Origin of the sequence: Thioclava sp. GXIMD4216 (assembly GCF_037949285.1) — a bacterium.
GTDB classification, from domain to species: Bacteria; Pseudomonadota; Alphaproteobacteria; order Rhodobacterales; family Rhodobacteraceae; genus Thioclava; species Thioclava litoralis.
This window is the reverse complement of record NZ_CP149926.1, coordinates 2,425,481-2,447,143: the sequence shown is the minus strand read 5'-3', so window position 1 is coordinate 2,447,143 and position 21,663 is coordinate 2,425,481. Positions and strand designations below refer to the sequence as shown.

Genomic DNA, 21,663 nt, shown 5'->3' with positions numbered 1-21,663 from the left:
TTATCTGCCTGCTATTTTTCAAGCAGGTTGGTTTGGTAAAAAGTTGTTCATGCGAAACCGGCGGCACATGCTTTGCGTGCCTCCGGTTTTCATGTATGCTGCACCTGCAAAATAGGGCGTGCTGCGATGCAGAAATTCTATGATTTTCCCGAATTCGTCGAGTTGACCCCGACGGCCAGAGTTGAGAAATCGCGGCACGGCTGGCGGGCAAAATGCCTGCAGCGCCTGATCCGGCTTGATCTGCCGGTGCCGCCGACAGTTGCGCTGCCGGTTGAAACGGTGAAGGCGATTGCCACGGGGCAGATGCCCGATCTGGCGCCTTTGACCAATGTTTTCGGGCAGGATTTCCTGATTTCCGTGCGCTCCAGCCCCGAAAACCCCGAATGGGGCGGGCCGGGGACGGTGCTGAATGTGGGCATGAATGACGCCATGCATCAGCGTCTTTGCGCCAGCCACGGGCAGGAGGCGGCGGATGCGCTCTATCTGAATTTCGTGCAAGGCTATGCGATCCATGTCGCGCGGCTTGACCCCGACATGTTCTCGGCCGAGGCGGGCGACGGGGCGCTGGAACAAGCGCTTGCCGCATTTGCCGAAGAAATGGATGACGATTTCCCGCAAGATCCGTTGCTGCAACTGCGCGAGGTTCTGCGCTCTATGGCGCGGGCGTGGGAAGGCACAACGGCGCGGCTTCTGCGGCAGGCCAAAGGCGCGCCCGCCGAGGCGACGCTGGGGCTGGTGCTGCAGGAGATGGCACTGGGCATCGGTCCCGGCCTGTCGGGGTCGGGGACGATCCAGTTTGTTGAAAGTGTCACCGGTCAACCGCAGATTACGGGGCGGTTCCGTGGCCAGTCGCAGGGGCGGACCAATGCGGTGGACACCCATTATCTGACCAGCGACCCGCGTGGCGCGGCACTGGAGGATGTGGCCCCCGATGTGTTTGCCCAGCTTTGCAGCTATAGCCCTGTCTGCCGGACCCGCCTGCGCGAGGAGATGCAGATCGAGTTCACCATCGAAAGCGGGCGGATCGCGGTGATTGATGCGGTGCGGGTGCAACGTTCGGCCCGCGCGGCGGTGCGGATCGCCGTGGCTTTGGCCGAAGACGGGGTGATCCCGCGCGACGAGGCGCTGTTGCGGGTGGAACCGCGTGCCCTGACCGAGCTCTTGCACTATCAGGTGGACCCGCGCGCGCCCCGCGATGTGATCGCTAGGGGAATCGCGGCCTCGCCGGGGGCGGCGACGGGCAAGATCGTGTTCTCGGCCTCGGCGGCGCAGGCGGCGGCGGCGCGGGACGAACCCTGCATTCTGGTGCGCCGCGAGACCCAGCCCGAGGATATCCGCGGCATGCATGCGGCCAATGCGGTGCTGACCGAACGGGGCGGCATGACCAGCCATGCGGCGGTGATTGCGCGCGGTCTGGGGCTGCCTTGCATCGTGGGCTGCAATTCCATCACGCTCAATTCGCGCGACCGTAGTTTCACCGGCCCCAAGGGGCGGGTGTTCCGCGAGGGCGATATCATCACGGTCGATGGCTCCAGCGGTGAAGTGCTGCTAGGCGAGGCCGAGATGCTGGAACCCGCGCTGGATGACGGGTTCCGCACGCTTCTGCGTTGGGCGGATAATGTGCGCGACATCGGTATCCGCGCCAATGCCGACACGCCCGATGATGCCCGCACGGCGCGTAACTTCGAGGCGGACGGGATCGGGCTGTGCCGGACCGAACATATGTTCTTCGATGAAGACCGGCTGACCGTGATGCGCGAGATGATTTTCGTGGACAGCCCCGAGGATCGCGCGGCCGTGCTGGAACGTCTGCTGCCGATGCAGCGCAACGATTTCATCGCGCTGTTCGACATTATGGCGGGGGCGCCGGTCTGTATCCGGCTGTTCGACCCGCCTTTGCATGAATTCCTGCCGCATGACCGCGAAGGTCTGCGCGAACTGGCCGAGGCCGTGGGGCGTCCGCTTTCGGAGGTCACGCGGCGCTGCGAGGCGCTGAACGAGTTTAATCCGATGCTTGGCATGCGGGGGGTGCGCCTTGGGGTGACCCTGCCCGAAATCTACGACATGCAGGCCCGCGCCATTTTCGAGGCGGTGATCGAGGCGGGGCGGCGCGGGTCGGTTATCGTGCCCGAGATCATGATCCCGCTGGTTTCGGCCTCGCGTGAGGTCGAGCTGGTGAAGACGCGGATCGATGCGGTGGCAGCGGCTGTCCGCACCCAGCAGAAGGCGCAGTTTTCCTACCGTCTTGGCGTCATGATGGAGACCCCGCGGGCGGCGCTGCGCGCGGGCGAGATTGCCGAACATGCCGAGTTCATGTCCTTCGGGACGAACGACCTGACCCAGATGACCTATGGCTTGTCGCGCGATGATGCGGGGCGCTTCATGTCGACCTATGTCAATCAGCGCGTCTTTGCCGAGGACCCGTTCCATATTCTCGACATCGAAGGGGTGGGCGAGCTGCTGCTGATCGGGGCAGGGCGGGGGCGTGCGACGCGGCGCGATATCACGATTTCGGTCTGTGGCGAACATGGCGGAAACCCCGAATCGATTGCCTTCTGTCGGGCTGCGGGCTTCGATTATGTGTCCTGTTCACCATTTCGTGTGCCGGTGGCGCGGCTTGCTGCGGCGCATTTTGCGCTCTTGGCTCCGAAACAGCAACAATGATGACTCTCCGTTTCGTGACCTTAAAACTTGATGTAAATCAGTCAGTTTTCAGGATTCCGCGAAACTTGATAACGTCAAGGTTACGTTAAGGTAGGCGGATTTTCGCCATTTATTTGACGGAAATGCTGGGAAAATCATCTGGTTGTAGATTTTTAACGATTTAGGATGTACCTCCGCCGGGTCGTGATGGGCCCGGGTCCGTCAGGGCGTGTAACCACTGCGAGACGGACTCATGACGAAACTGGTCGGTAAGATTGTTGCGATTTTTGCCCTGACGCTTTGTGCTGGCTTGGGCTCTGCGCAGGCGGAAGTGACCGTCAGTGGTTCCAATGATCCGACAATCGATATCGACGCGCCGCTGGCCTCGATGCTCTCGGGCGAGCGCGACACTCTGGGCAGGTTCTCGGCCTCGCAGATTTCCAAGATGCTCACCCCGCCGGAAGGTGCGACCCCGCCCGAGCTGACCGCCGCATGGCTGGCGGCACAGCCGGTTGCCAAAGGGGGCGACCAGTTCGACTGTCTGGCGCAGGTGATCTATCATGAAGCGCGGGGCGAAAGTCTGGCGGGGCAGCAGGCCGTGGCCGAGGTCGTGCTCAACCGTGTCGATGACCCCGCCTTCCCGAATACCGTTTGTGGCGTGGTGCATCAGGGCGGCAAGCGCTCGTGCCAGTTCAGTTGGACCTGCGATGGCAAGACGGATGCCATTGCCAACCGCGCCAGCTATGCCCGCGTGGCAAAGGTGGCCCGTGCGATGATGGATGGTGCGCCGCGCAGCCTTACCCAAGGGGCGACCTACTTCCACACCCCCGCCGTGCGCCCGTCCTGGTCGAAGCGTTTTGTGAAAACCACGCGTGTCGGGGCGCATATTTTCTACCGCAAGCCGGTGCGCACCGCATCGAACTGAGGCATAAGCGCGTGATGGTGTCGTTTCTCGCCGGCATCTGACGTTTCGGGGTGGGCAATGGCCCGCCCTTTTTCTATTTTCCGCGCCATCCGCAGCCTGAAAGAACCGACATGTCCAGCGATATCGCCCAAGCTTTTGCTCACCCCGAAGAGCGTTCTATCGCCTCGGCTCCGGCGGATCCCCGCGACCGGATCAGCCTGCGCGACCATATCGTGACAGCCGATATCGGGGCCTTCCAGCAGGAGCGCGGGCATGGCCAGCGGCTGCAGTTCAATATCGTGGTCGAGGTGCGGCCGGTGACGGCGCCGCTGGAGGATGATGTGGACCGCATCCTGTCTTATGACCGGATCACCGAGGCCGTGGCCGCCGAGCTTGCCGCCGAGCGTCTGAACCTGCTGGAAACGCTGGCCGAGCGCGTGGCCGAGCGTATTCTGGCCGCCCCTCAGGCGATGCGGGTCTTCGTGCGGATCGAGAAGCTCGACCGTGGTCCGGGGGCTCTGGGCGTGGAAATCGTGCGCTCGCGGGCCTCGGTGCCGGTGCAGGCGGAAGGCGAGGCCGTGCATCCCGTGCTGGCCTATCTGTCCAATGACGTCATTCAGGCCCCCGATCTTGCCGCACGGCTTGATGCGCTGGAGGCGGGGGCAAAGGCTGTGGTTCTAGTGGTTGGTCTGCCCGAGGCCACGCCGCCCCAATCGGCGCAAAAGCCCACCCAGCGCCGGATTGACCTGCTGGCCATCGAGCAGAACGCCTGGGTTCTGGCGGGGCGCGATGCGCGCTGTGTGGTTGTGTCGTCGCGCACCGAGCTTGATTGGGCGATGAAACACGGCAAGACGGTCGTCTGGGCGCCCTCGAAGATTGTGCTGGATGCGGTGGACGGGCCCAAGGGGGCTGCGCATGATGCGGTGGCGCTTGCCGTCTGGTTGGCCGAACAGCTGGTGGCCGAGCGGTTGGAACTTCACGGAAATATTGCAGCGCCGGCAGGTTCCCGCGTGAAGGTTCTGACCCACGCCTGAGCGCCGCGCAAAGACGGCTTGCCAAATCGCGGCACATGCGGTGAATGGAGGCCATGGAAAAGCTCTATTATCGCCCGATCCCGCGCACGGATCTTGCCCGCCCCGACACCGCCCTCCGGCTTGCCGGTGGCTGGTGCTGGTTTGATGAAGTCGAGGTTCTGCGCCGTGGATTGCCGCCCGAGGTGATCCCCGCGCAGCATTGCCCAGAAGAGGTGCTGGAACGGCTGACCGCCAAGCGCCGGATGATCGGGTCGATGAACCTCGAGGTGCCGCGGGTGATGGGCATCCTGAATGCCACGCCCGATAGTTTCTCGGATGGCGGCGAGTATTTCGACATGCATGCGGCGATGGAACGCGCCGAAGCGATGGTCGAAGAGGGTGTCGATATCTTTGACATCGGCGGCGAAAGCACCCGTCCGGGCGCCGAGACCGTGCCCGAGGATGAAGAGATCGAGCGCACCGTGCCGCTGATTCAGGAGCTGCGCGATATGTTCGACATGCCGATCTCGATTGATACGCGCAAGGCTCTGGTGGCCGATGCGGCGGTCGAGGCGGGCGCCGATATGATCAACGATGTCTCGGCGATGGAATATGATCCGGGCATGGCGGAACTGGCGATGGTGTCGGGCCTGCCGATCTGTCTGATGCATGCCCAAGGCGACCCCGAGACCATGCAGGACAAGCCCGAATATGATGACGTTCTGCTGGATGTCTATGACCATCTCGAAGAACGAATTGCGCTGGCCGAGGCCGAGGGGATCGACCGCGCGGCGATCATCTCGGATGTGGGGATCGGCTTTGGCAAGACGGTCGAACATAATCTGACACTTCTGCGCGGGCTGTCGCTGTTCCACAGCCTTGGCTGCCCGATCCTGCTAGGCGTCTCGCGCAAGCGCTTCATCGGCACCATCGCGGGGGTCGAGGCCGCAAAGGACCGTATGCCCGGTACTCTGGCTGTGACCCTTGCGGGCATCGCGCAGGGTGTGCAGATCCACCGCGTGCATGATGTGGCGGAAATCAAACAGGGGGTAAACCTCTGGGCGGCCCTGACCCTGGGCTGGGAGGACGAGAAATGAGCAGAAAACTTTTTGGCACCGATGGCGTGCGCGGCGAGGCCAATCAGGGCCATATGACCGCCGAGATGGCTTTGCGTCTGGGCGCGGCGGCGGGGCGCTATTTCCGCCGTGCAGGCACCAATGGCCATCGCGTGGTCATCGGCAAGGACACCCGCCTGTCGGGCTATATGTTTGAAAACGCGCTGACCGCCGGTCTGACCTCGACGGGGATGAATGTGCTGCTGCTCGGGCCGGTGCCGACGCCGGCTGTGGGCTATCTGACGCGGTCCATGCGCGCCGATCTGGGGATCATGATCTCGGCCAGCCATAACCCCGCCAAGGATAACGGGATCAAGTTCTTCGGGCCGGACGGGTTCAAACTGTCCGATGAGGCCGAGATGGAGATCGAGGCCATGCTGGAGGGCGAGATCCGTCTGGCGGTGCCCGATAATATCGGTCGTGCCAAGCGTATTGATGACGGTCTTGGGCGCTATGTCGAATATGCCAAGACGACCTTTCCTGCGCGCGACCGTATGTCGGGGCTGAAGGTTGTGGTCGATTGCGCGAATGGGGCCGCCTATAAGGCCGCGCCGCAGGTGCTGTGGGAGCTGGGCTGCGAGGTGATCCCCGTGGGTGTCTCGCCCAATGGCTATAATATCAACGATAGGGTCGGCTCGACCCATACCGAGACCTGCGCCGAAGCGGTGGTGGCTCATGGCGCCGATCTGGGCATCTCTCTGGATGGGGACGCCGATCGCGTGATGATCATCGACGAGACGGGCCGCGTGGCCGATGGTGACCAGATCATGGCGCTTTTTGCCCATCGCTGGGCCGAAAAGGGCATTCTGCGCGGCGGGGCCTTGGTGGCCACGGTGATGTCGAACCTCGGTCTCGAGCGCTTCCTGCAAGGGCACGGCATAGGGCTTGAGCGGACCAAAGTGGGCGACCGCTATGTGGTCGAACGTATGCGCGCGGGAGGTTTCAACTTGGGGGGCGAGCAATCGGGCCATATCGTGATGACCGATTACGCCACCACCGGCGATGGTCTGATGGCGGGGCTGCAATTCCTGCTGGCGATGGCCGAGACGGGCAAGCGCGCTTCGGATCTGGTGCGCCAGTTTGACACGGTGCCGCAGCTTCTGAAGAATGTGCGCTATCAGGCAGGGCAGGAGCCCTTGAATGACGCTCGGGTGCAGAAGGTGATTGCCGAGGCCGAATCCCGTCTGGCGGGGCAGGGTCGGCTGCTGATCCGTAAATCGGGGACCGAACCTCTGATCCGCGTGATGGCGGAATGCGAGGATGACAAGGTGCTGGAGGCCTGCGTGGATGCGGTGGTCGAGGCCGTGACAGTGGCCGCAGGCTGAGGGCAGGAAAAGCTTCGGGCGGCGTGCGGGCCGCCCTTCGGCATGAAGGCCGGTTTCAGATGGCCTGCGTCTGAGCGGATTGCAGGCGCGTTTTCAGCCCTGCCGGATAGAGCGAAGGCTGGTTCGGGCCATCCAGCCCGTCCAGCGCGAACCAGTCGGCGTGACAGGCTGTGCCGCTGTCTTCGTAAAAGGTAAAGCCGCCCGTTGCGGGCAATCTCTCTACGGGCAGATCCACCGGAAACAGGATCAACAGCTCGTGGCCCTGCATCCCTTCGTGGTGATAGAGATTTTCCATGAAAAGCGGCGGCCCGATAATTGTTGCGGTCACACCCAGCTCTTCGCGAAACTCGCGCATCAACGCGCTCTCGGCGGTTTCGCCAAATTCGACGGTGCCCCCCAACGGGCGCACCCCCTTTAGCGTCCCATCATCGTTGAAGACACAGGCCGCCAGAAGCCGCCCCTCGCGCCAATGCAGGCCAAGGGTCTTTATGCGGATGGTCTGGGCAGGGCGCCAATATGTCATACGGGCAGAGTATCAATGATGTCCGGGCGGGGCAATGCGCGCAGAACGGGTGGGCGTCCTCACTGTCTGCTTATGGCAGTGGCGACCAAAGGCCCTGCCGCGCCTGAGGCGGTTTTCATGCGCTCAGGCAAAGCGGCGGGCACCGGCGACGCAGAGCACGGTCAGGCCCGTGCAGGCCAGCATCGGCCAGACAACCGGTTCCCGCAGGAAGAGCGCCGCCAGCAGGAGGCCGAAGAAAGGTTGCAGAAGCTGTAGCTGCCCGACGCGGGCAATCCCTCCGAGAGCCAATCCGCGATACCAGAAGACAAACCCCACCAGCATGCTGAATATGGCCACATAGCCCAACCCTGCCCATGCCGCAGGCGAGACCCCGCGCAATCCGGCGGCAGGCCATGTGGCGGTGGCCAGCAGGCCCGTCACGGGGGCGGCCAGCACCAGCGCCCATGAGATGACCTGCCAGCCGCCCAGACGGCGCGACAGGCTTGCCCCCTTGGCATAGCCCAGTCCGCAGATCAGGATTGCCGCGCACATCAGCAGATCGCCGCGCAGGGCACCGCTTGCGCTATGTGTCAGGGCAAAGCCGGACACGCTTGCCGCCCCTGCCAGCGAAAACAGCCAGAAACGGGCGCGCGGGCGCTCGCCTTCCAGCAGCACGGCAAAAAGCGCGGTGGACAGTGGTAAAAGCCCGATGAATACCGCTGATCTGGCAGCGGTGATCGATTGCAACGCCAAGGCCGATAGCAGGGGAAACCCCACGACAACCCCAAGGGCCACCACGGCCAGCCCTACCAGATCGCGTGCGGCAGGGCGTTTCTGGCGCAGGACCGTCAGGCAGACAAGGGCCAGCGCCGCCGCGATCAACGCACGGATTGCCGTCAGGAAAAGCGGCGAGAAATCCGCCACGGCCAGTCGTGTGGCCGGTAGCGAGCCGCTAAAGATCAGCATGCCCAGACAGCCGCTGCCCCACCCTTTGTTCCAGCCCCGAAGTCTTTGATCCATAGCTTGGTCTCCTTTTGGGCTGGGTAATGCCTGTCCGGCGATATAGACAGGCACAGTCCAGTACAATTCTGTCAAACTGTACTGGATCAGCGGGGCATACAGTTTGAAGGAGCATCCTATGGCGGGCACCAAGACCGAGCGCCTTATCGAGGCCCTGCGCGACAGGATCGCGGCGCGTGCCTTGGGGCCGGGGGACCGTATGCCCTCGATCCGCCGGTTTGCCGAACAGATGAAGGTCTCGCCGTCAACCGTGGTCGAGGCCTATGACCGTCTCGCGGCAGAAGGGGTGATCCGTGCTCGGCGCGGGGCGGGGTTTTACGTGGCCGAAAGCCCGCCCGCACTGAGGACGCTGGGCACGGCCACAACGCCCAAGGCACGCGCTGTCGATCCGTTCTGGGTGTCGCGCCAGTCGATGGATGCGCGGGCCGGCAGCTTGCAACCGGGCTGTGGCTGGCTGCCCGAGGACTGGATGCCGCATGAGGCACTGCGGCGGGGCTTGCGCCAGCTTGCCAAGGCCGAGACGACGGTGCTGACCAATTACGCCACTGCGCGCGGCTCTCCGGCATTACGGCGCTGCCTGCTGGGCCGGTTTGCGGCAGAGAACCTGCAGGCGACGCAGGATCAACTGATGCTGACGGGATCGGCGTCGCAGGCTATGGACCTGATCTGCCGGTTGCTGCTGCGTCCGGGGGATACGGTGCTGGTGGATGATCCGGGATATTTCAACTTCCGTGCCCTTTTGCGGGCCCATCAGGTGGAGGTGCTCGGCGTGCCCTATACGAGGGACGGGCCCGACCTTGTGGCTTTCGAGGCGGCGCTGGCCCATGCGCCGCGCCTGTATCTGACCAATTCCGCGCTGCATAATCCTACAGGGGCCACGCTTGCCCCGACGGTGGCCCATCGCGTGCTGGGGTTGGCTGCGGCGCATGATCTGACCATCGTCGAGGACGACACCTTTGTGGATCTTGATCCCGACCCGACACCGCGCCTTGCCGTTCTGGACGGGCTGGAGCGGGTGCTGAGGATTGGCGGCTTTTCCAAGACGCTTTCGGCCTCGATGCGCTGCGGCTATATCGCGGGGCGCGCGGACTGGATCGAGGCGTTGGTCGATTTGCAGGTGGCCACCAGCTTTGGCGGGCCAAGCCCTGTGACCACAGAGCTGCTGTCCAGCGTGCTGGCAGGGGGCGGGTATCGCAGATATATTGCCGATCTGCATCGCCGCCTGAATGGGGCCCGTAAAACCGCTGTATCGCGGCTGGCCGGATTGGGAATCACCCCTTGGGTTCTGCCGCGCGGCGGGTTCTACCTGTGGTGCCGTTTTCCCGACGGCATCGATACGGGCGATTTTGCCCAAAGCGCGATGCAGAAAAACCTGATGCTGGCACCGGGCAATGTGTTCAGCCCATCGCATTCGGCCAGCCGTTTCATGCGGTTCAATGTGACGCAGATGCAGGACCCGCAGATCTACGAGGTCATGCGGGAGGTGCTGGGGTGACGGGGGGCTCGCCTTTGGGGGGATCGATCCGGGCCAGCCATGCGCGCAGCGCCTCGTCCATCGCAGCCCGCAGGGGCGGCGGGAGATCGTTGATCAGGCGGTGCTGGTTGGCCACATGCTCGGTCACCACCTGATCGATCAGCCGGAAGCCCGTATCGGTCAGCGCCACAACCGAGCCGCGCCCGTCCTCGGGGTTGCTGCGCCGCTCGATCAGCCCGCCGGCTTCCAGCCGGTCCAGCCGGTTGGTCATCGTGCCCGAGGTCACCATCGTCCAGGAAATCAATGCCGAAGGGCTCAGCGCATAAGGCGGCCCCGCGCGGCGCAATGTTGCCAGAACATCAAAGCTCGCCGCCGTCAGGTCATGCTGTCTGAACAGCTGTGCCATCTCTTGGGACAGATGATCGGTCAGCCGTTTGAGCCTGCCGAAGATCCCCATCGGCCCGACATCAAGATCGGGGCGCTCTTGGTGCCACTGGGCGAGAATAGTGTCGACTTGATCCATAAAACAGCGGATAGGCGGTTTTTATCTTGACGTCAAGTTTCTCTCATTTATCTCGACATCAAGATAGATGGAGAAACCAATGTCCGCCAAGACCGATATGCTGCTGACCGCCCTTGCGCCGGTGATCTGGGGCAGCACCTATATTGTCACCACCGGGCTTTTGCCCGCAGGCTATCCGCTCACCGATGCCGCTTTGCGCGCGCTGCCTGCGGGGCTTTTGCTGATGGCGCTGACCCGGCAATGGCCCCCAAGGCGCTGGCTCGGGCGCCTGCTGATCTTGGGGGCGTTGAACTTTGCGCTGTTCTGGGGCGCGCTGTTTGTGGCGGCCTATCGCCTGCCGGGCGGGGTGGCCGCCACATTGGGGGCGGTGCAGCCGTTGATCGTGCTGGTTCTGGCCCGCTTTATCCTGCAGGTTCCGCTCTCGCAGCGTGGAATTCTTGCCGCGCTGACAGGATTGGGGGGCGTGGGCCTTCTGGTGCTGGGGCCGGGGGCGGATTTCGATCCGGTCGGAATGGGCGCGGCCTTGCTGGGAGCTGTCTCTATGGCCGCGGGGGTGGTGCTGACGCGCAAATGGCACCCCGACGTGTCGGCGCTGACCTTCACCTCGTGGCAACTGACGGCGGGGGGGATATTGCTGCTGCCCTTCGCCCTTCTGGCCGAGCCCGCGCTTCCCGCGCTCGGGGCGGGGGCGATTGTGGGCTTTCTCTGGTTGAGCCTTGCAGGGGCGGCGCTAAGCTACTTTTTCTGGTTTCGCGGGATCGAACGCCTGGGGCCTGCGGCGGTAACGGGGCTGGGCTTTCTCAGCCCGCTCACGGCGGTCTTGCTGGGCTGGCAGCTGCGGCAGGAAACGCTGTCAGCGGCGCAATGGGCGGGGGCGTGTGTGGTGCTGCTCAGCGTCTGGTTGGGAACCCGCCCTGCGACAGGGGCACGGCGTGGCGCGGGTCTGTCCCGTTCCTGAGCGGCACAGAGGCGTGGCAGGCGTCATGCCGCGTCTTCCCTGCTTCAAAAAACAAACGGCTACCGGAAGCAATCCGGTAGCCGTTGGAATTCAGGCGGAAGGGCCTCATTTACAGTTGGGCGGCCACGTCTTCCGGCACGTCGAAATTGGCGGTGACGTTTTGTACGTCATCATCGTCTTCCAGCGTGTCGATCAGCTTCATCAGCTTCTGCGCGGTCTCGAGATTGACCTCGGTGCGGTTTTGCGGCTTCCAGATCAGCTTGGCTTCTTTTGCCTCGCCCAGTTCCTTTTCCAGCGCGTCGGTCACCGTGGACAGATCTTCCATCGGGCAGTAGATCCAGTGGCCTTCCTCATCGGATTCCACATCTTCCGCACCCGCTTCGATGGCCGCCATCATGACGGTATCGGCATCGCCTACGGAGGCGTCATAGATGATCTCGCCGAGGCGGTCGAACATGAAGCTCACCGAGCCGCTGGTGCCCAGATTGCCGCCGCATTTGGTGAAGGTCGAACGCACGTTCGAGGCGGTGCGGTTGAGGTTGTCGGTCAGCGCCTCGACGATCACCGCGATCCCCTCGGGGCCGTAGCCTTCATAGCGGATCTCGGTATATTCATCGCCGTCACCCACCTGCGATTTCTTGATCGCGCGGTCGATCACGTCCTTCGGCATCGATTGCGACTTGGCCGCTTTTACCGCCAGACGCAGACGCGGGTTTTTCTCGGGATCAGGGTCGCCCATCTTTGCGGCCACGGTGATCTCTTTCGAAAGCTTCGAAAACATTTTCGAGCGGATGGCATCCTGCTTGCCTTTACGGTGCTGGATGTTTGCCCATTTTGAATGGCCTGCCATGAGCCGTCTTCTCCGTCAGATGTTCATATAATTTGGCGCTGATATAGGACAGACAGCGCCCAATCTGCAAGATGCCGCGCGAAAACGCTTAGTGCAGCGCCATTGGCGGGTCGACATTGTCGCCTGTGGTGTCGCGCAGCGAGGGGGTGTGGAAGGTCCAGGTGCGGCCCGCGCCATTGGACAGGACCACCGTGGATTGCGTCTGCAAGATCGCCGAGGCTGCGGGTACAAGCGGGTGGCTCTCGATCCGGACCTCGTAGTGCAACGGGTTGGAACAGTTGGACAATGTTCCCGAATGCGCACCACCCATAGTCACGCGGCACACCTCGCCGTTGAAAAAGCTTACCGCAAGCTGTTCGCCATGCAGCGTGACGCCTTGCGGGTTGGCCTTCCAGCCGGTTTGAGCACAGGCGGCGAGGCCGAGCGCCAGCCCCAGACCAATCAGATATTTCATGGGACGTTCTCCCGAAGTGAATCAAAGCGGCCAGATCAAAGGAATAATCAGGCAAGCGGTCAGGCCGGTGACAATATCCAGCGGAATCCCCAGACGCAGGAAGTCGTTGAAACGGTAGCCACCCGGCCCGTAGACCATCATATGGGTCTGATAGCCGATCGGCGTCGCAAAGGCCACCGATGCCGAAAACATTACCGCGATGGCGAAGGGGCGGGGGTCATAGCCCAAAGAATGGGCCAAGCTGATGGCGATCGGGGCATAGATCACGGCCACGGCGTTGTTGGACAGGAATTCCGTCATCACCAGCCCGATGAAATACACCGCCATCAGGGTGGCGAAGGGCGGCAGATGGGTCAGCCAGGGCGAGATATAATCGACCAGCAGTTTCACCGATCCCGAAGCCTCAAGCGCGTCACCCACGATCAGCATCGAGAAGATCATGGCCAGAAGGCGCCCGTCGACAAAGGTGAAGGCTTCATCGGCATCAATGCATTTGCTGACCAGAATGATGGCTACGGCCACGCCCGCCAGCACCAGAATCGGGGCGATGTCAAAGGCGGCCAGCCCGACAACGCCCAGCAGCGCCCCGATCGCCAGCGGCATATGGCTGCGGCGATAGGCTTTGGCGGTGGGCTTGGAGACATCCACCAGATCCATATCCGAGGCCAGACGCGCAATGTCTTCCGGCGCGCCTTCCAGAAGCAGCGTGTCGCCCACGACAACCACCAGATCATCCAGCTGGCGCCCGATATTCTGGTTGCGGCGGTGGGCGGCCAGAACATAGACCCCGTAGCGGCGGCGCAGGCGCAGCTCGCCCAAGGACCGCCCGATCATCCGGCAACCGGGCGAAATCAGCACCTCGACGGTTTCGGTCTGTACCGAACTCAGCTTGTCGATCATCCGCAGATCGGGGTTTTTCTGCATGCCCAGCAGCTCGGTCATCTCGGTGCGCAAGACCACGCGGTCGCCCTGTTCCAGAACGGCATTGGGCAGATCGCGGCGCAGCGAGGCATCGCCGCGCAGCACATCCACCACGCGCACGCCCTCGCGTTTGAAGGCATCCACCTCCAGAACCGGCGTGCCCAGAAGCGAGCTGTCCTCGGGGATGGCCACCTCGGTGAAATATTTCATCTTCGGGCGCTGGCCCAGCAGGAAGGCCATCGACTGGCGCTCGGGCAGCAGGAATCTGGTGGTCAGCGCCATGAAGAGCGAGCCTGCCACAAGCACCGCGATCCCGACCGGCAGAATCTCCAGCACGCCGAAAGGCTCCAGCCCGCTGCGCCGCGCGACCCCGTCAACGAGGATGTTTGTCGAGGTGCCCAGAAGCGTCAGCATACCGCCCATGACGGTGAAGTAACTGAGCGGCAACAGGAATTTCGAGGGCGACTTGCCCAGTTTGCGCGCCACCTGAATGAAGACGGGGATCATCACCGCCACGACGGGGGTGTTGTTCATCACCCCGGATGCGACGGCGGTGATGGCAAACATCAGCCCGACCGTGAAGACGGGGCGCTTCGAAATATGGGTCTCGGCATAGCGGGTCATCGCATCCAGCGCGCCTGTGCGCACCAGCGCGCCCATGATCAGGAACATGAAGGCAATGGTCCAAGGTGCCGAGTTCGACAGGCTTTCGGTGGCCTGTTTCACGGGCTCGAAGCCAAAGATGACCATCAGCGCCGCACCCGCAATCGCGATCACCTCGGGCGGGCGCGTTTCGCGGATGAACATGACGAACATCCAGACCACGATCAGCAGCGGCAAAATGGCCCGCACCGTATCGGAAAGCGGCAGATCGATCATCATGACCCCAAGAATTTTTCAAGCGTCTTCGGGCGGATACTAATCAGCACGGGACGCGGCACAAGCAGAGTTTGAAAATCAGGAGCCTTTCCGCCGCAACGGAGCAAAAGGCAACCGGATCCGCTCAAATCGGCGTCTGTTCGGGAAGACGTCCGCCCACCCGCACCGGCTGGCAGCGTTTGGCCAGCCCCGTGCGGTCATCGGTTTCGACGAAGAACCCCGAAAGGGATGCCTCGCCCTTGGCAGGGGTGAATCGGTCCCGTGCCATGCCGGTGATGAAGCGGCGCATGGGCTCGGCTTTTTCCATGCCGATCACCGAGTTGTAATCGCCGCACATACCCGCATCGGTCAGATAGGCGGTGCCTGCGGGCAGGATCATGGCATCGGCGGTGGGCACATGGGTATGGGTGCCCACAACCATGCTGGCCTTGCCATCGCAGAAATGCCCCATCGCCATCTTCTCCGAGGTCGCCTCGCAATGGACATCCAGCAAGATCGCCTGTGCCTGACCGCCCAGAGGATAGGATTTCAGCACCTTTTCGACTGCGGAGAAGGGGTCGTCGAAGGGGCGCTTCATGAAGACCTGTCCCAGCACCTGCGCCACAAGGATCTTGCGGCCACGACGATCCTCAAACAGCCGCGCTCCTGCACCGGGGGCATCCTTGGCGAAATTCAGCGGGCGGATCACCCGTTTTTCCTGCGCGATGAACGGCATCATGTCCTTCTGGTCGAAGGCATGATCGCCCAGCGTCACCACATCGGCACCCGCATTCAGCAAAAGCTTGGCATGATCCGCCGAGAGCCCCATCCCGTTCGAGGAGTTCTCGCCGTTGACCACGACAAAATCCAGCTTCCACGCCTCGCGCAGACCCGCAAGACGCTCGCTGATTGCCGTGCGCCCCGCGCGGCCCATTACATCGCCAAGAAAGAGTATTTTCATGGGGTCCTGCCTTAGGGGGTCGGGCGTGAAAGGGCAAATGTTTTCACCCGTTTCCCCCGATTTTTGGCGTTACGGCGCCTCGGAGCGGGTGGGGAAAGGACCGAAAACGCCGGTTTCGGTCACCATCAGGTCCAGCGGCTGGTCGGTGGCCTCGACGGGAACCCGCGCCATTTCCTGCGCGGCAAAGGCGAAACCGATCGCCGTGACGGGGCCGCGCTGGCGCAGGCCCTCAAGGGTACGGTCGTAAAACCCGCCGCCATACCCCAGCCGGAAGCCGCGGCGGTCGAAAGCCAGAAGCGGCACCACGACCACCTGCGGGCAGACCGTCGCCGTAGCGGCGGGAATGGCCGCGCCGAATGCGCCGGGGATCATCTCGGCTTCCGCCGACCACGGTCGGAAGGACAGCGGTCGGGCCTCGGCTTCGACCACGGGCAGGCAGAGAGGGCCGTCATGGCGCAGCAGGGCAGGGCGGGGGTCAAGCTCGGTGCGGATCGGCATGTATCCCGCCACGATCTGACCCGCATAGCGGCGCAGGACCTCGCTCAGGCGGGCATTGGCCTGCAGCGCCAGCCCCTGCGTGGCGAAGGCGGCCTTGCGGGCGGCGAAGGCGGCTTTGCGCGCGGCCTGCTTGTCCTCGCCCGAGCTCATAAAAGCATAGTCCCCGCAAGGCCCAGAAAGGCGAAAAACCCCACGACATCGGTGACGGTCGTCACGAAGGTCCCCGAGGCCAGTGCAGGGTCGGCCCCGAGTTTCTCCAGCGCCAGCGGCACCAGAATGCCGGCAACCGCTGCCACCACCAGATTGATGACCATCGCAATGGCAATCACCGCGCCAAGCGTGGCCCCGTCAAACCAGACCCATGCGACGATCCCCATGACAAGCGCGAAGGCCAGCCCGTTGAGCAACCCCACAATGGTTTCCCGCCTGACCACACGCCAGACGTTGCTATCGGTCAGGCTTTTGGTTGCCAGCGCCCGCACGGCCACGGTCAGTGTCTGCGTGCCCGCATTGCCCCCCATTGAAGCGACAATCGGCATCAGCACCGCCAAGGCGACGATTTTCTGGATCGTGCCTTCAAAGACCGAGATCACCAGCGAGGCCAGAATGGCGGTCAGCAGGTTCACCATCAGCCACGGCAACCGCTGGCGCAGGGTTTCCAGAACGGTGTCGGAAAGCGAGGATTCATCCCCCACACCCGCCAGACGCAGGATGTCTTCCTCGTGTTCCTCATCCAGCACGGACATGGCGTCGTCGATGGTGATCACGCCGACAAGGCGGTCATTCTCGTCGACCACGGGGCAGGAGATCAGGTGGTACTGGTTGAAGGCATAGGCCACATCCCCTTCCTCCTGATAGACGGAGATCGTGCGGAACTCTTCCTCGGCAATATCCCTGAGGCCGGAATCGCGCGGCGCCGACAGAATGCGCCCCAGCGTGACATTGGCCAGCGGGTGATGTGCGGGGTCCACCAGAATGACGTGGTAGAACTGGTCCGGCAACCATTCCGACGAGCGCAGATAGTCGATGGTCTCGCCCACGGTCCAATGCTCGGGGGCGGTGACCACCTCGCGCTGCATCAGACGACCGGCAGAATATTCGGGATAGGTCAGCGATTTCTCGACCGCGATCCGGTCACGGTCATCGAGGATGTCGAGAATCGCTTCCTGCTGCGGTTCTTCGAGATCCTCGATCAGGTCGACCACGTCATCGGAATCAAGCTCGCGGACTGCCTCGGCCAGAACCTCGGGCTCGAGGCTCGACAGCACTTCCTCGCGGATCGATTCGTCGATCTCGGTCAGGATCTCCCCGTCGATCTCGCGGCCCCAGAGGCGCAGGATCCCGCGGCGTTCATTCCCCGAGATCTGTTCGAGAAGGTCAGCGATATCTGCGGCGTGCAAAGGCTCCAGCAGGCGTTTGAGCGCCTCTGCGTCCTCGTCTTCCACGGCCTGCAGGATCGTCTCGACCAGCTCGCCATCCAGCCGGTAATCCTGCTCTTCGCGCTCTTGGTCCTCGATCAGATCTTCTGCCATCCGGCCCCCTTGGATTTTATTGGCCCGCAACTCGGTATTCAAACTAGCCTATCCGCTGGGCGGGCAGAAGAGGCTGGTATCCCGTTTTCGCTCATGCCTAAGATGGTGCGTCTTTTGCGAGCGGAAAGGAATGGTGATGGTCGATCTTCTGTTGGGACAGGTGATCCGTTTTTGTGACATCCCCATGACAGATCAGGCGTTCGGGATGGAGCATTTGACCCAAGGTGCCGTCGTTGTAAAGGACGGTCGGATCGCGGCGGTCGGCCCTGCCGAAGATGTGAAGCGCGCCTGGCCGCAGGCGCGCCTGCACGACTACGGGGACAAACTGATTTCGGCAGGGTTCATCGACGCCCATGTGCATTTTCCGCAAACCGCGATCATTGCCAGCTGGGGAAAGCGGCTGATCGACTGGCTCAACGCCTATACCTTTCCGGAGGAAATGCGACTGGCCGATCCGCTCTATGCCAAGACGATTGCCGAGACCTATATGGATCTGGCGCTGGCCAATGGCACGACAAGCATGTGCAGCTTCTGTACCGTCCATCCGGCAAGCGTCGACGCTTTTTTCACGGCGGCACAAAGGCGTGGTCTGCGCGCGATGGGCGGCAAGACCTGTATGGACCGCAACGCCCCCGAGGGGCTGCGCGATAGCGCCCAATCGGCCTATGATGACAGCAAGGCGCTTTTGCGCAAATGGCATGGGGTGGACCGGCTGTCTTATGTGATCACCCCGCGGTTCTCGCCCACATCCACGCCAGACCAGCTGCGCGCTCTGGGGGATCTATGGGCCGAACATCCCGACTGCCTGATGCAGACCCATCTTTCCGAGCAGACCGACGAGATCGCCTGGGTCAGATCGCTTTTCCCGCAAGCCCGCGATTATCTCGACACTTACGAGGCCTTTGGGCTATTGGGCGAAAACGGTCTCTATGGCCATGCGATCCATCTGGAGCCGCGCGAGATCGACAGGTTGTCCGAGCTGAATGCCGGGATTGCCCATTGCCCGACCTCGAATACCTTCATCGGCTCGGGGCTGTTCGATATGGCGGGCATGGTGGGCCGCACCCGCGTAGGTCTTGCGACCGACACGGGCGGCGGGTCGAGCTTTTCCATGCTACGCACGATGGCTGCAGCCTACGAGATCGGCCAGCTGCGGGGAACGCCGCTGCATCCGGCATTCCTGTGGTGGCTGGCGACCCAAGGCTCCGCGCGCAGTTTGAAGATCGATGATCGTGTGGGGAATATCGCTGTTGGGCTGGAGGCGGACCTGATCGTGGTGGATCTGGCCTCCACCCCCGCCATCCGTCAACGCATGTCCCGCGCGGACAGCTTCACGCAAGCCCTTTTCGCCACCATCATGATGGGCGACGACCGCGCCATCGCATCTGTCTGGGTGAACGGGGAAAAGCACCACTAACGCCGTTTAGTGTGTGTTGTAATTTGAAGCATATCCTCACCTTATCAAAATAACAGGTTTGCGCTCGCAGCTTCACCTTGCTTGCGAACTTCAGATCCTCTGAAGCGCATAAGCGTTAAGTGCGACAAGGTCGTTTTCGGCCCAAAGCGTGTCGGCCTGAACATGAGGGCGGAGATGTGTTCGCGCGGCCTTGCGAGAAATGCGCTGGTTCTTCGGGGGGGATCGTGGGAAGAAGCAGGCGCTCGCCTTTGGGTGGAGTTCGGCCTTGGAGGATGACATGGACCAGACCGTTCTTTTTATCATCGCGGCGCTGATCGTGGGCATGTCGAAAGGCGGTCTGGCATCGGCTGCGGCGATCGCTGTGCCTTTGCTGGCTTTGTTCATGAACCCCGTGACCGCCGCTGCGACGCTTCTGCCGGTCTATATCGTGACCGACTGGATCGGGGTCTGGCTGTTCCGGAAAGAGTTTTCGGGTCGCAACCTGCTGATCTTCACGCCTGCCCTGCTGTTCGGGGTGGGGGTGGCAACCTTTATCACCCCATATACGCCCGAGCCTGTCCTGCTGCTGTTTACCGGAGGCATCGGGCTTTGGTTCTGTTTGCGCGCATGGTGCGGGCGCGGTGGCACAAAGGTCACGCAGCCTGCGCTTTTGCCCGGGCTTTTCTGGGGCACTCTGACAGGGATCGCAAGCTTCATCACCCATTCCGGCTCGCCGCCCGCGCAGGCCTATCTTTTGCCCCAGCGCCTGCCAAAGCTGAAATTTGCGGGCACCATCGCGATTTCCTTCGCGATTGGCAATCTGGCGAAGCTTCCGGCCTATTTTGCGATCGGACAGCTTGACGGGCTGAACTGGGGCCTGATTGCCGCATTGGCCGCCACCGGTATTCTGGGGACGTTTATCGGGCGCTGGCTGACGGTCAAACTGTCGGATACGCATTATGTCCGGGTGATACAGGGGATGCTGTTCCTGCTTTCGGTTATTTTGCTGGCGAAAGGCATAATGACGCTGATCGGCGGTCAGGCCTTGCTTTCGTAACTGTTACAGACATGTCATAGAGCAGCCCTAAGAGAGCCCTGCGCACGTGACGCGCCACAGACTTACTGCCCGAAAGGTTGCTATGACCCGTATCGTCCAATCGCTTGCCGAGATTTCTGCCTCCTATGATGCGCTGTTTTGCGATCTGTGGGGGTGTTTGCATAATGGCGTGACGGCCTATCCTGCGGCTGTCGCAGCCCTGCAGGCGTTTCGTGCCAAAGGCGGACGGGTTGTCTTGCTGACCAATGCGCCGCGTCCGGCGGAATTCGTGAAAGAACGCTTTGCCAGGATGGCGATCCCCGACGATGCGTGGGATCTGATTGTCAGCTCGGGGGATGCCGCGCAGGATGCGATGTTTGCCGGTGCCGTAGGGCGCAAGATCTGGCATCTGGGGCCGGAGAAAGACAACGGGTTCTTCACGTCCATTCCCGCCGAATGGGAAGGCCGTGCCAAGATCGAACGCGTGTCTTTCGAAGAAGCCGAGGGCATTGTGTGTACGGGGCCTTTCGACGAAGAGACCGAAACCCCCGAGGATTACCGCGCGACGTTTCTGGCCGCCAAGACCCGCGGGCTGAAGATGCTTTGCGCCAATCCCGATCTGGTGGTGGATATGGGCGACAAGCGGATTTACTGCGCGGGTGCGCTGGCCGAGCTTTATGAGGACATGGGGGGCGATGCGATCTATTGCGGCAAGCCCCATCCGCCGATCTACGATCTGGCCCGCCGCAAGCTGAGCGCGTCCTTCGGTCTGCCGGAGGATGGCCGCATTCTGGCAATCGGGGACGGGATCCTGACCGATGTCGCGGGGGCGGCGGGCGAGGGGCTTGATTGCCTTTTCGTGACCGGTGGTCTGGCCGCCGAGGCTTTCGGGCCGGATGTGGAGGCCCCCGATTCCGACAAGCTGGAGCCGTGGCTGGATGACCAGCAGCAGGCACCGCTTTATGCGATTGGAAGACTTCGCTAACCAGTTGAATCGAATTTTAGTGATTTGAGCGCCCCTTGGAACGTAGTGTTTCAGGGGGCGTTTTGCTATGCGGAGTTCGGATTGAAACAATCTTTCGCACAAGAATATTATCATTTGGTAGTAGTTGGCAATATATTATTGCTATGGCGATTGATATTGGCGCGGGGATGCGCTATGCTGCGATGCAACATAACCAGTTTGGAAAGGCCACGCGGATGACGCTGATGAAGGAAATCGAAGGCTCCACGATCTTCATCGAAGATCTTCAGGAAGGCATGTCGCGCCAGCTGGTGAAGACGGTGACCGACCGTGACATCGAGCTTTTTGCCGAAGTCTCGACGGACCGGAACCCTGTGCATGTCGATGACGATTACGCCCGTACCACGATGTTCAAGGGCCGGATCGCCCACGGCATCCTGTCCGCTGGTCTGATTTCGGCCGTGATTGGCGAACAGCTTCCGGGGCATGGTGCGATCTATCTTAAACAATCGCTGACTTTCATGGCGCCGGTGCGTCCGGGGGATGAAGTTTGTGCAACTGTCCGCGTGGCGGCGATTGATCGGGTTAAGCGGCGTGTCACACTTGCAACCCAATGCACGGTGGGCGATACGGTTGTTCTGAAGGGCGAGGCCGTGGTGCTGGCTCCGTCGCGGGATATCTCGCGCGGCTGAGGCAGACCCGTTCTCGCGGGAATG

At 62.4% G+C, this 21,663-nt stretch carries 20 protein-coding genes; 11 read left to right on the top strand and 9 right to left on the bottom strand.

Annotation, left to right across the window (positions count from 1 at the left end; translation table 11 throughout):
- The first annotated feature begins 126 nt into the window (after positions 1–126).
- The 5 genes from WDB88_RS11900 to glmM all read left to right on the top strand — a co-directional run bounded on the left by WDB88_RS11900 (position 127) and on the right by glmM (position 7,000).
- Positions 127–2,664 (top strand): putative PEP-binding protein, encoded by a 2,538-nt coding sequence (locus WDB88_RS11900; RefSeq protein WP_339107891.1) that lies wholly within the window; start codon positions 127–129, stop codon positions 2,662–2,664.
- A 232-nt stretch (positions 2,665–2,896) separates the two neighbouring features.
- Positions 2,897–3,568, top strand: coding sequence for a cell wall hydrolase (locus tag WDB88_RS11895; protein ID WP_339107890.1), 672 nt, complete (start codon positions 2,897–2,899; stop codon positions 3,566–3,568).
- Positions 3,569–3,678: 110 nt separating this feature from the next.
- Positions 3,679–4,581, top strand: a complete 903-nt coding sequence (locus tag WDB88_RS11890; RefSeq protein WP_339107889.1) for a dihydroneopterin aldolase — start codon at positions 3,679–3,681, stop codon at positions 4,579–4,581.
- A 53-nt stretch (positions 4,582–4,634) separates the two neighbouring features.
- Positions 4,635–5,657 (top strand): dihydropteroate synthase, encoded by a 1,023-nt coding sequence (gene folP / locus WDB88_RS11885; RefSeq protein WP_339107888.1) that lies wholly within the window; start codon positions 4,635–4,637, stop codon positions 5,655–5,657.
- Positions 5,654–7,000, top strand: a complete 1,347-nt coding sequence (glmM, locus tag WDB88_RS11880) for a phosphoglucosamine mutase (protein WP_339107887.1) — start codon at positions 5,654–5,656, stop codon at positions 6,998–7,000. The genes folP and glmM overlap by 4 nt, the downstream gene beginning before the upstream one ends.
- Positions 7,001–7,055: 55 nt before the next feature.
- Here glmM and WDB88_RS11875 read toward each other — a convergent pair whose 3' ends face one another.
- Together WDB88_RS11875 and WDB88_RS11870 are read right to left on the bottom strand one after the other, a co-directional pair.
- The gene (locus WDB88_RS11875) at positions 7,056–7,523 is read right to left on the bottom strand and encodes an NUDIX domain-containing protein (protein ID WP_339107886.1); all 468 of its coding nucleotides are present in this window, start codon (positions 7,521–7,523) and stop codon (positions 7,056–7,058) included.
- Between the two features lie 123 nt (positions 7,524–7,646).
- Positions 7,647–8,522, bottom strand: a complete 876-nt coding sequence (locus tag WDB88_RS11870; protein WP_339107885.1) for a DMT family transporter — start codon at positions 8,520–8,522, stop codon at positions 7,647–7,649.
- A gap of 118 nt (positions 8,523–8,640) precedes the next feature.
- On the opposite strand from WDB88_RS11870, the gene WDB88_RS11865 reads away from it, so the two are divergent.
- The gene (locus WDB88_RS11865) at positions 8,641–10,017 is read left to right on the top strand and encodes a PLP-dependent aminotransferase family protein (RefSeq protein WP_339107884.1); all 1,377 of its coding nucleotides are present in this window, start codon (positions 8,641–8,643) and stop codon (positions 10,015–10,017) included.
- Here the strand turns inward: WDB88_RS11865 and WDB88_RS11860 are convergent.
- A complete protein-coding gene (locus WDB88_RS11860) occupies positions 9,995–10,519 on the bottom strand; it encodes a MarR family transcriptional regulator (protein WP_339107883.1) in 525 nt (174 codons plus the stop codon). The genes WDB88_RS11865 and WDB88_RS11860 overlap by 23 nt on opposite strands.
- 79 nt (positions 10,520–10,598) lie before the next feature.
- Here WDB88_RS11860 and WDB88_RS11855 point away from each other — a divergent pair, with 79 nt between their 5' ends.
- Positions 10,599–11,477, top strand: coding sequence for an EamA family transporter (locus tag WDB88_RS11855; RefSeq protein WP_339107882.1), 879 nt, complete (start codon positions 10,599–10,601; stop codon positions 11,475–11,477).
- 109 nt (positions 11,478–11,586) lie between these two features.
- On the opposite strand, the gene WDB88_RS11850 is transcribed toward WDB88_RS11855, so the two are convergent.
- The 6 genes from WDB88_RS11850 to mgtE form a co-directional block, all read right to left on the bottom strand.
- Positions 11,587–12,327, bottom strand: coding sequence for a YebC/PmpR family DNA-binding transcriptional regulator (locus WDB88_RS11850; protein WP_339107881.1), 741 nt, complete (start codon positions 12,325–12,327; stop codon positions 11,587–11,589).
- A gap of 88 nt (positions 12,328–12,415) precedes the next feature.
- Positions 12,416–12,781 carry a hypothetical protein gene (locus tag WDB88_RS11845; protein ID WP_339107880.1) on the bottom strand — a complete coding sequence of 122 codons (366 nt, stop codon included), beginning with the start codon at positions 12,779–12,781 and terminating at the stop codon, positions 12,416–12,418.
- A gap of 21 nt (positions 12,782–12,802) precedes the next feature.
- On the bottom strand, positions 12,803–14,581 hold the full coding sequence (locus tag WDB88_RS11840; protein ID WP_339109532.1) for an SLC13 family permease: 1,779 nt from the start codon (positions 14,579–14,581) through the stop codon (positions 12,803–12,805).
- 124 nt (positions 14,582–14,705) lie between these two features.
- Complete coding sequence (locus tag WDB88_RS11835) at positions 14,706–15,521, bottom strand: TIGR00282 family metallophosphoesterase (RefSeq protein ID WP_339107879.1); 816 nt, start codon at positions 15,519–15,521, stop codon at positions 14,706–14,708.
- Positions 15,522–15,590: 69 nt separating this feature from the next.
- The gene (locus WDB88_RS11830) at positions 15,591–16,169 is read right to left on the bottom strand and encodes a 5-formyltetrahydrofolate cyclo-ligase (protein WP_339107878.1); all 579 of its coding nucleotides are present in this window, start codon (positions 16,167–16,169) and stop codon (positions 15,591–15,593) included.
- On the bottom strand, positions 16,166–17,551 hold the full coding sequence (gene mgtE / locus WDB88_RS11825) for a magnesium transporter (RefSeq protein ID WP_339107877.1): 1,386 nt from the start codon (positions 17,549–17,551) through the stop codon (positions 16,166–16,168). Before mgtE ends, WDB88_RS11830 begins: the two co-directional genes overlap by 4 nt.
- Before the next feature lie 136 nt (positions 17,552–17,687).
- On the opposite strand from mgtE, the gene guaD reads away from it, so the two are divergent.
- From guaD to WDB88_RS11805, 4 genes are all read left to right on the top strand, one after another.
- Positions 17,688–18,968 carry a guanine deaminase gene (gene guaD / locus WDB88_RS11820; protein ID WP_339107876.1) on the top strand — a complete coding sequence of 427 codons (1,281 nt, stop codon included), beginning with the start codon at positions 17,688–17,690 and terminating at the stop codon, positions 18,966–18,968.
- Between the two features lie 277 nt (positions 18,969–19,245).
- Entirely contained in the window at positions 19,246–20,004 is a 759-nt protein-coding gene (locus WDB88_RS11815; protein WP_339107875.1) for a sulfite exporter TauE/SafE family protein, read from the top strand.
- An 82-nt stretch (positions 20,005–20,086) separates the two neighbouring features.
- Positions 20,087–20,968: a TIGR01459 family HAD-type hydrolase gene (locus WDB88_RS11810; protein WP_339107874.1), complete on the top strand. Its 882-nt coding sequence runs from the start codon at positions 20,087–20,089 to the stop codon at positions 20,966–20,968.
- Between the two features lie 224 nt (positions 20,969–21,192).
- A complete protein-coding gene (locus WDB88_RS11805) occupies positions 21,193–21,639 on the top strand; it encodes a MaoC family dehydratase (RefSeq protein ID WP_339109531.1) in 447 nt (148 codons plus the stop codon).
- Positions 21,640–21,663: the final 24 nt, after the last annotated feature.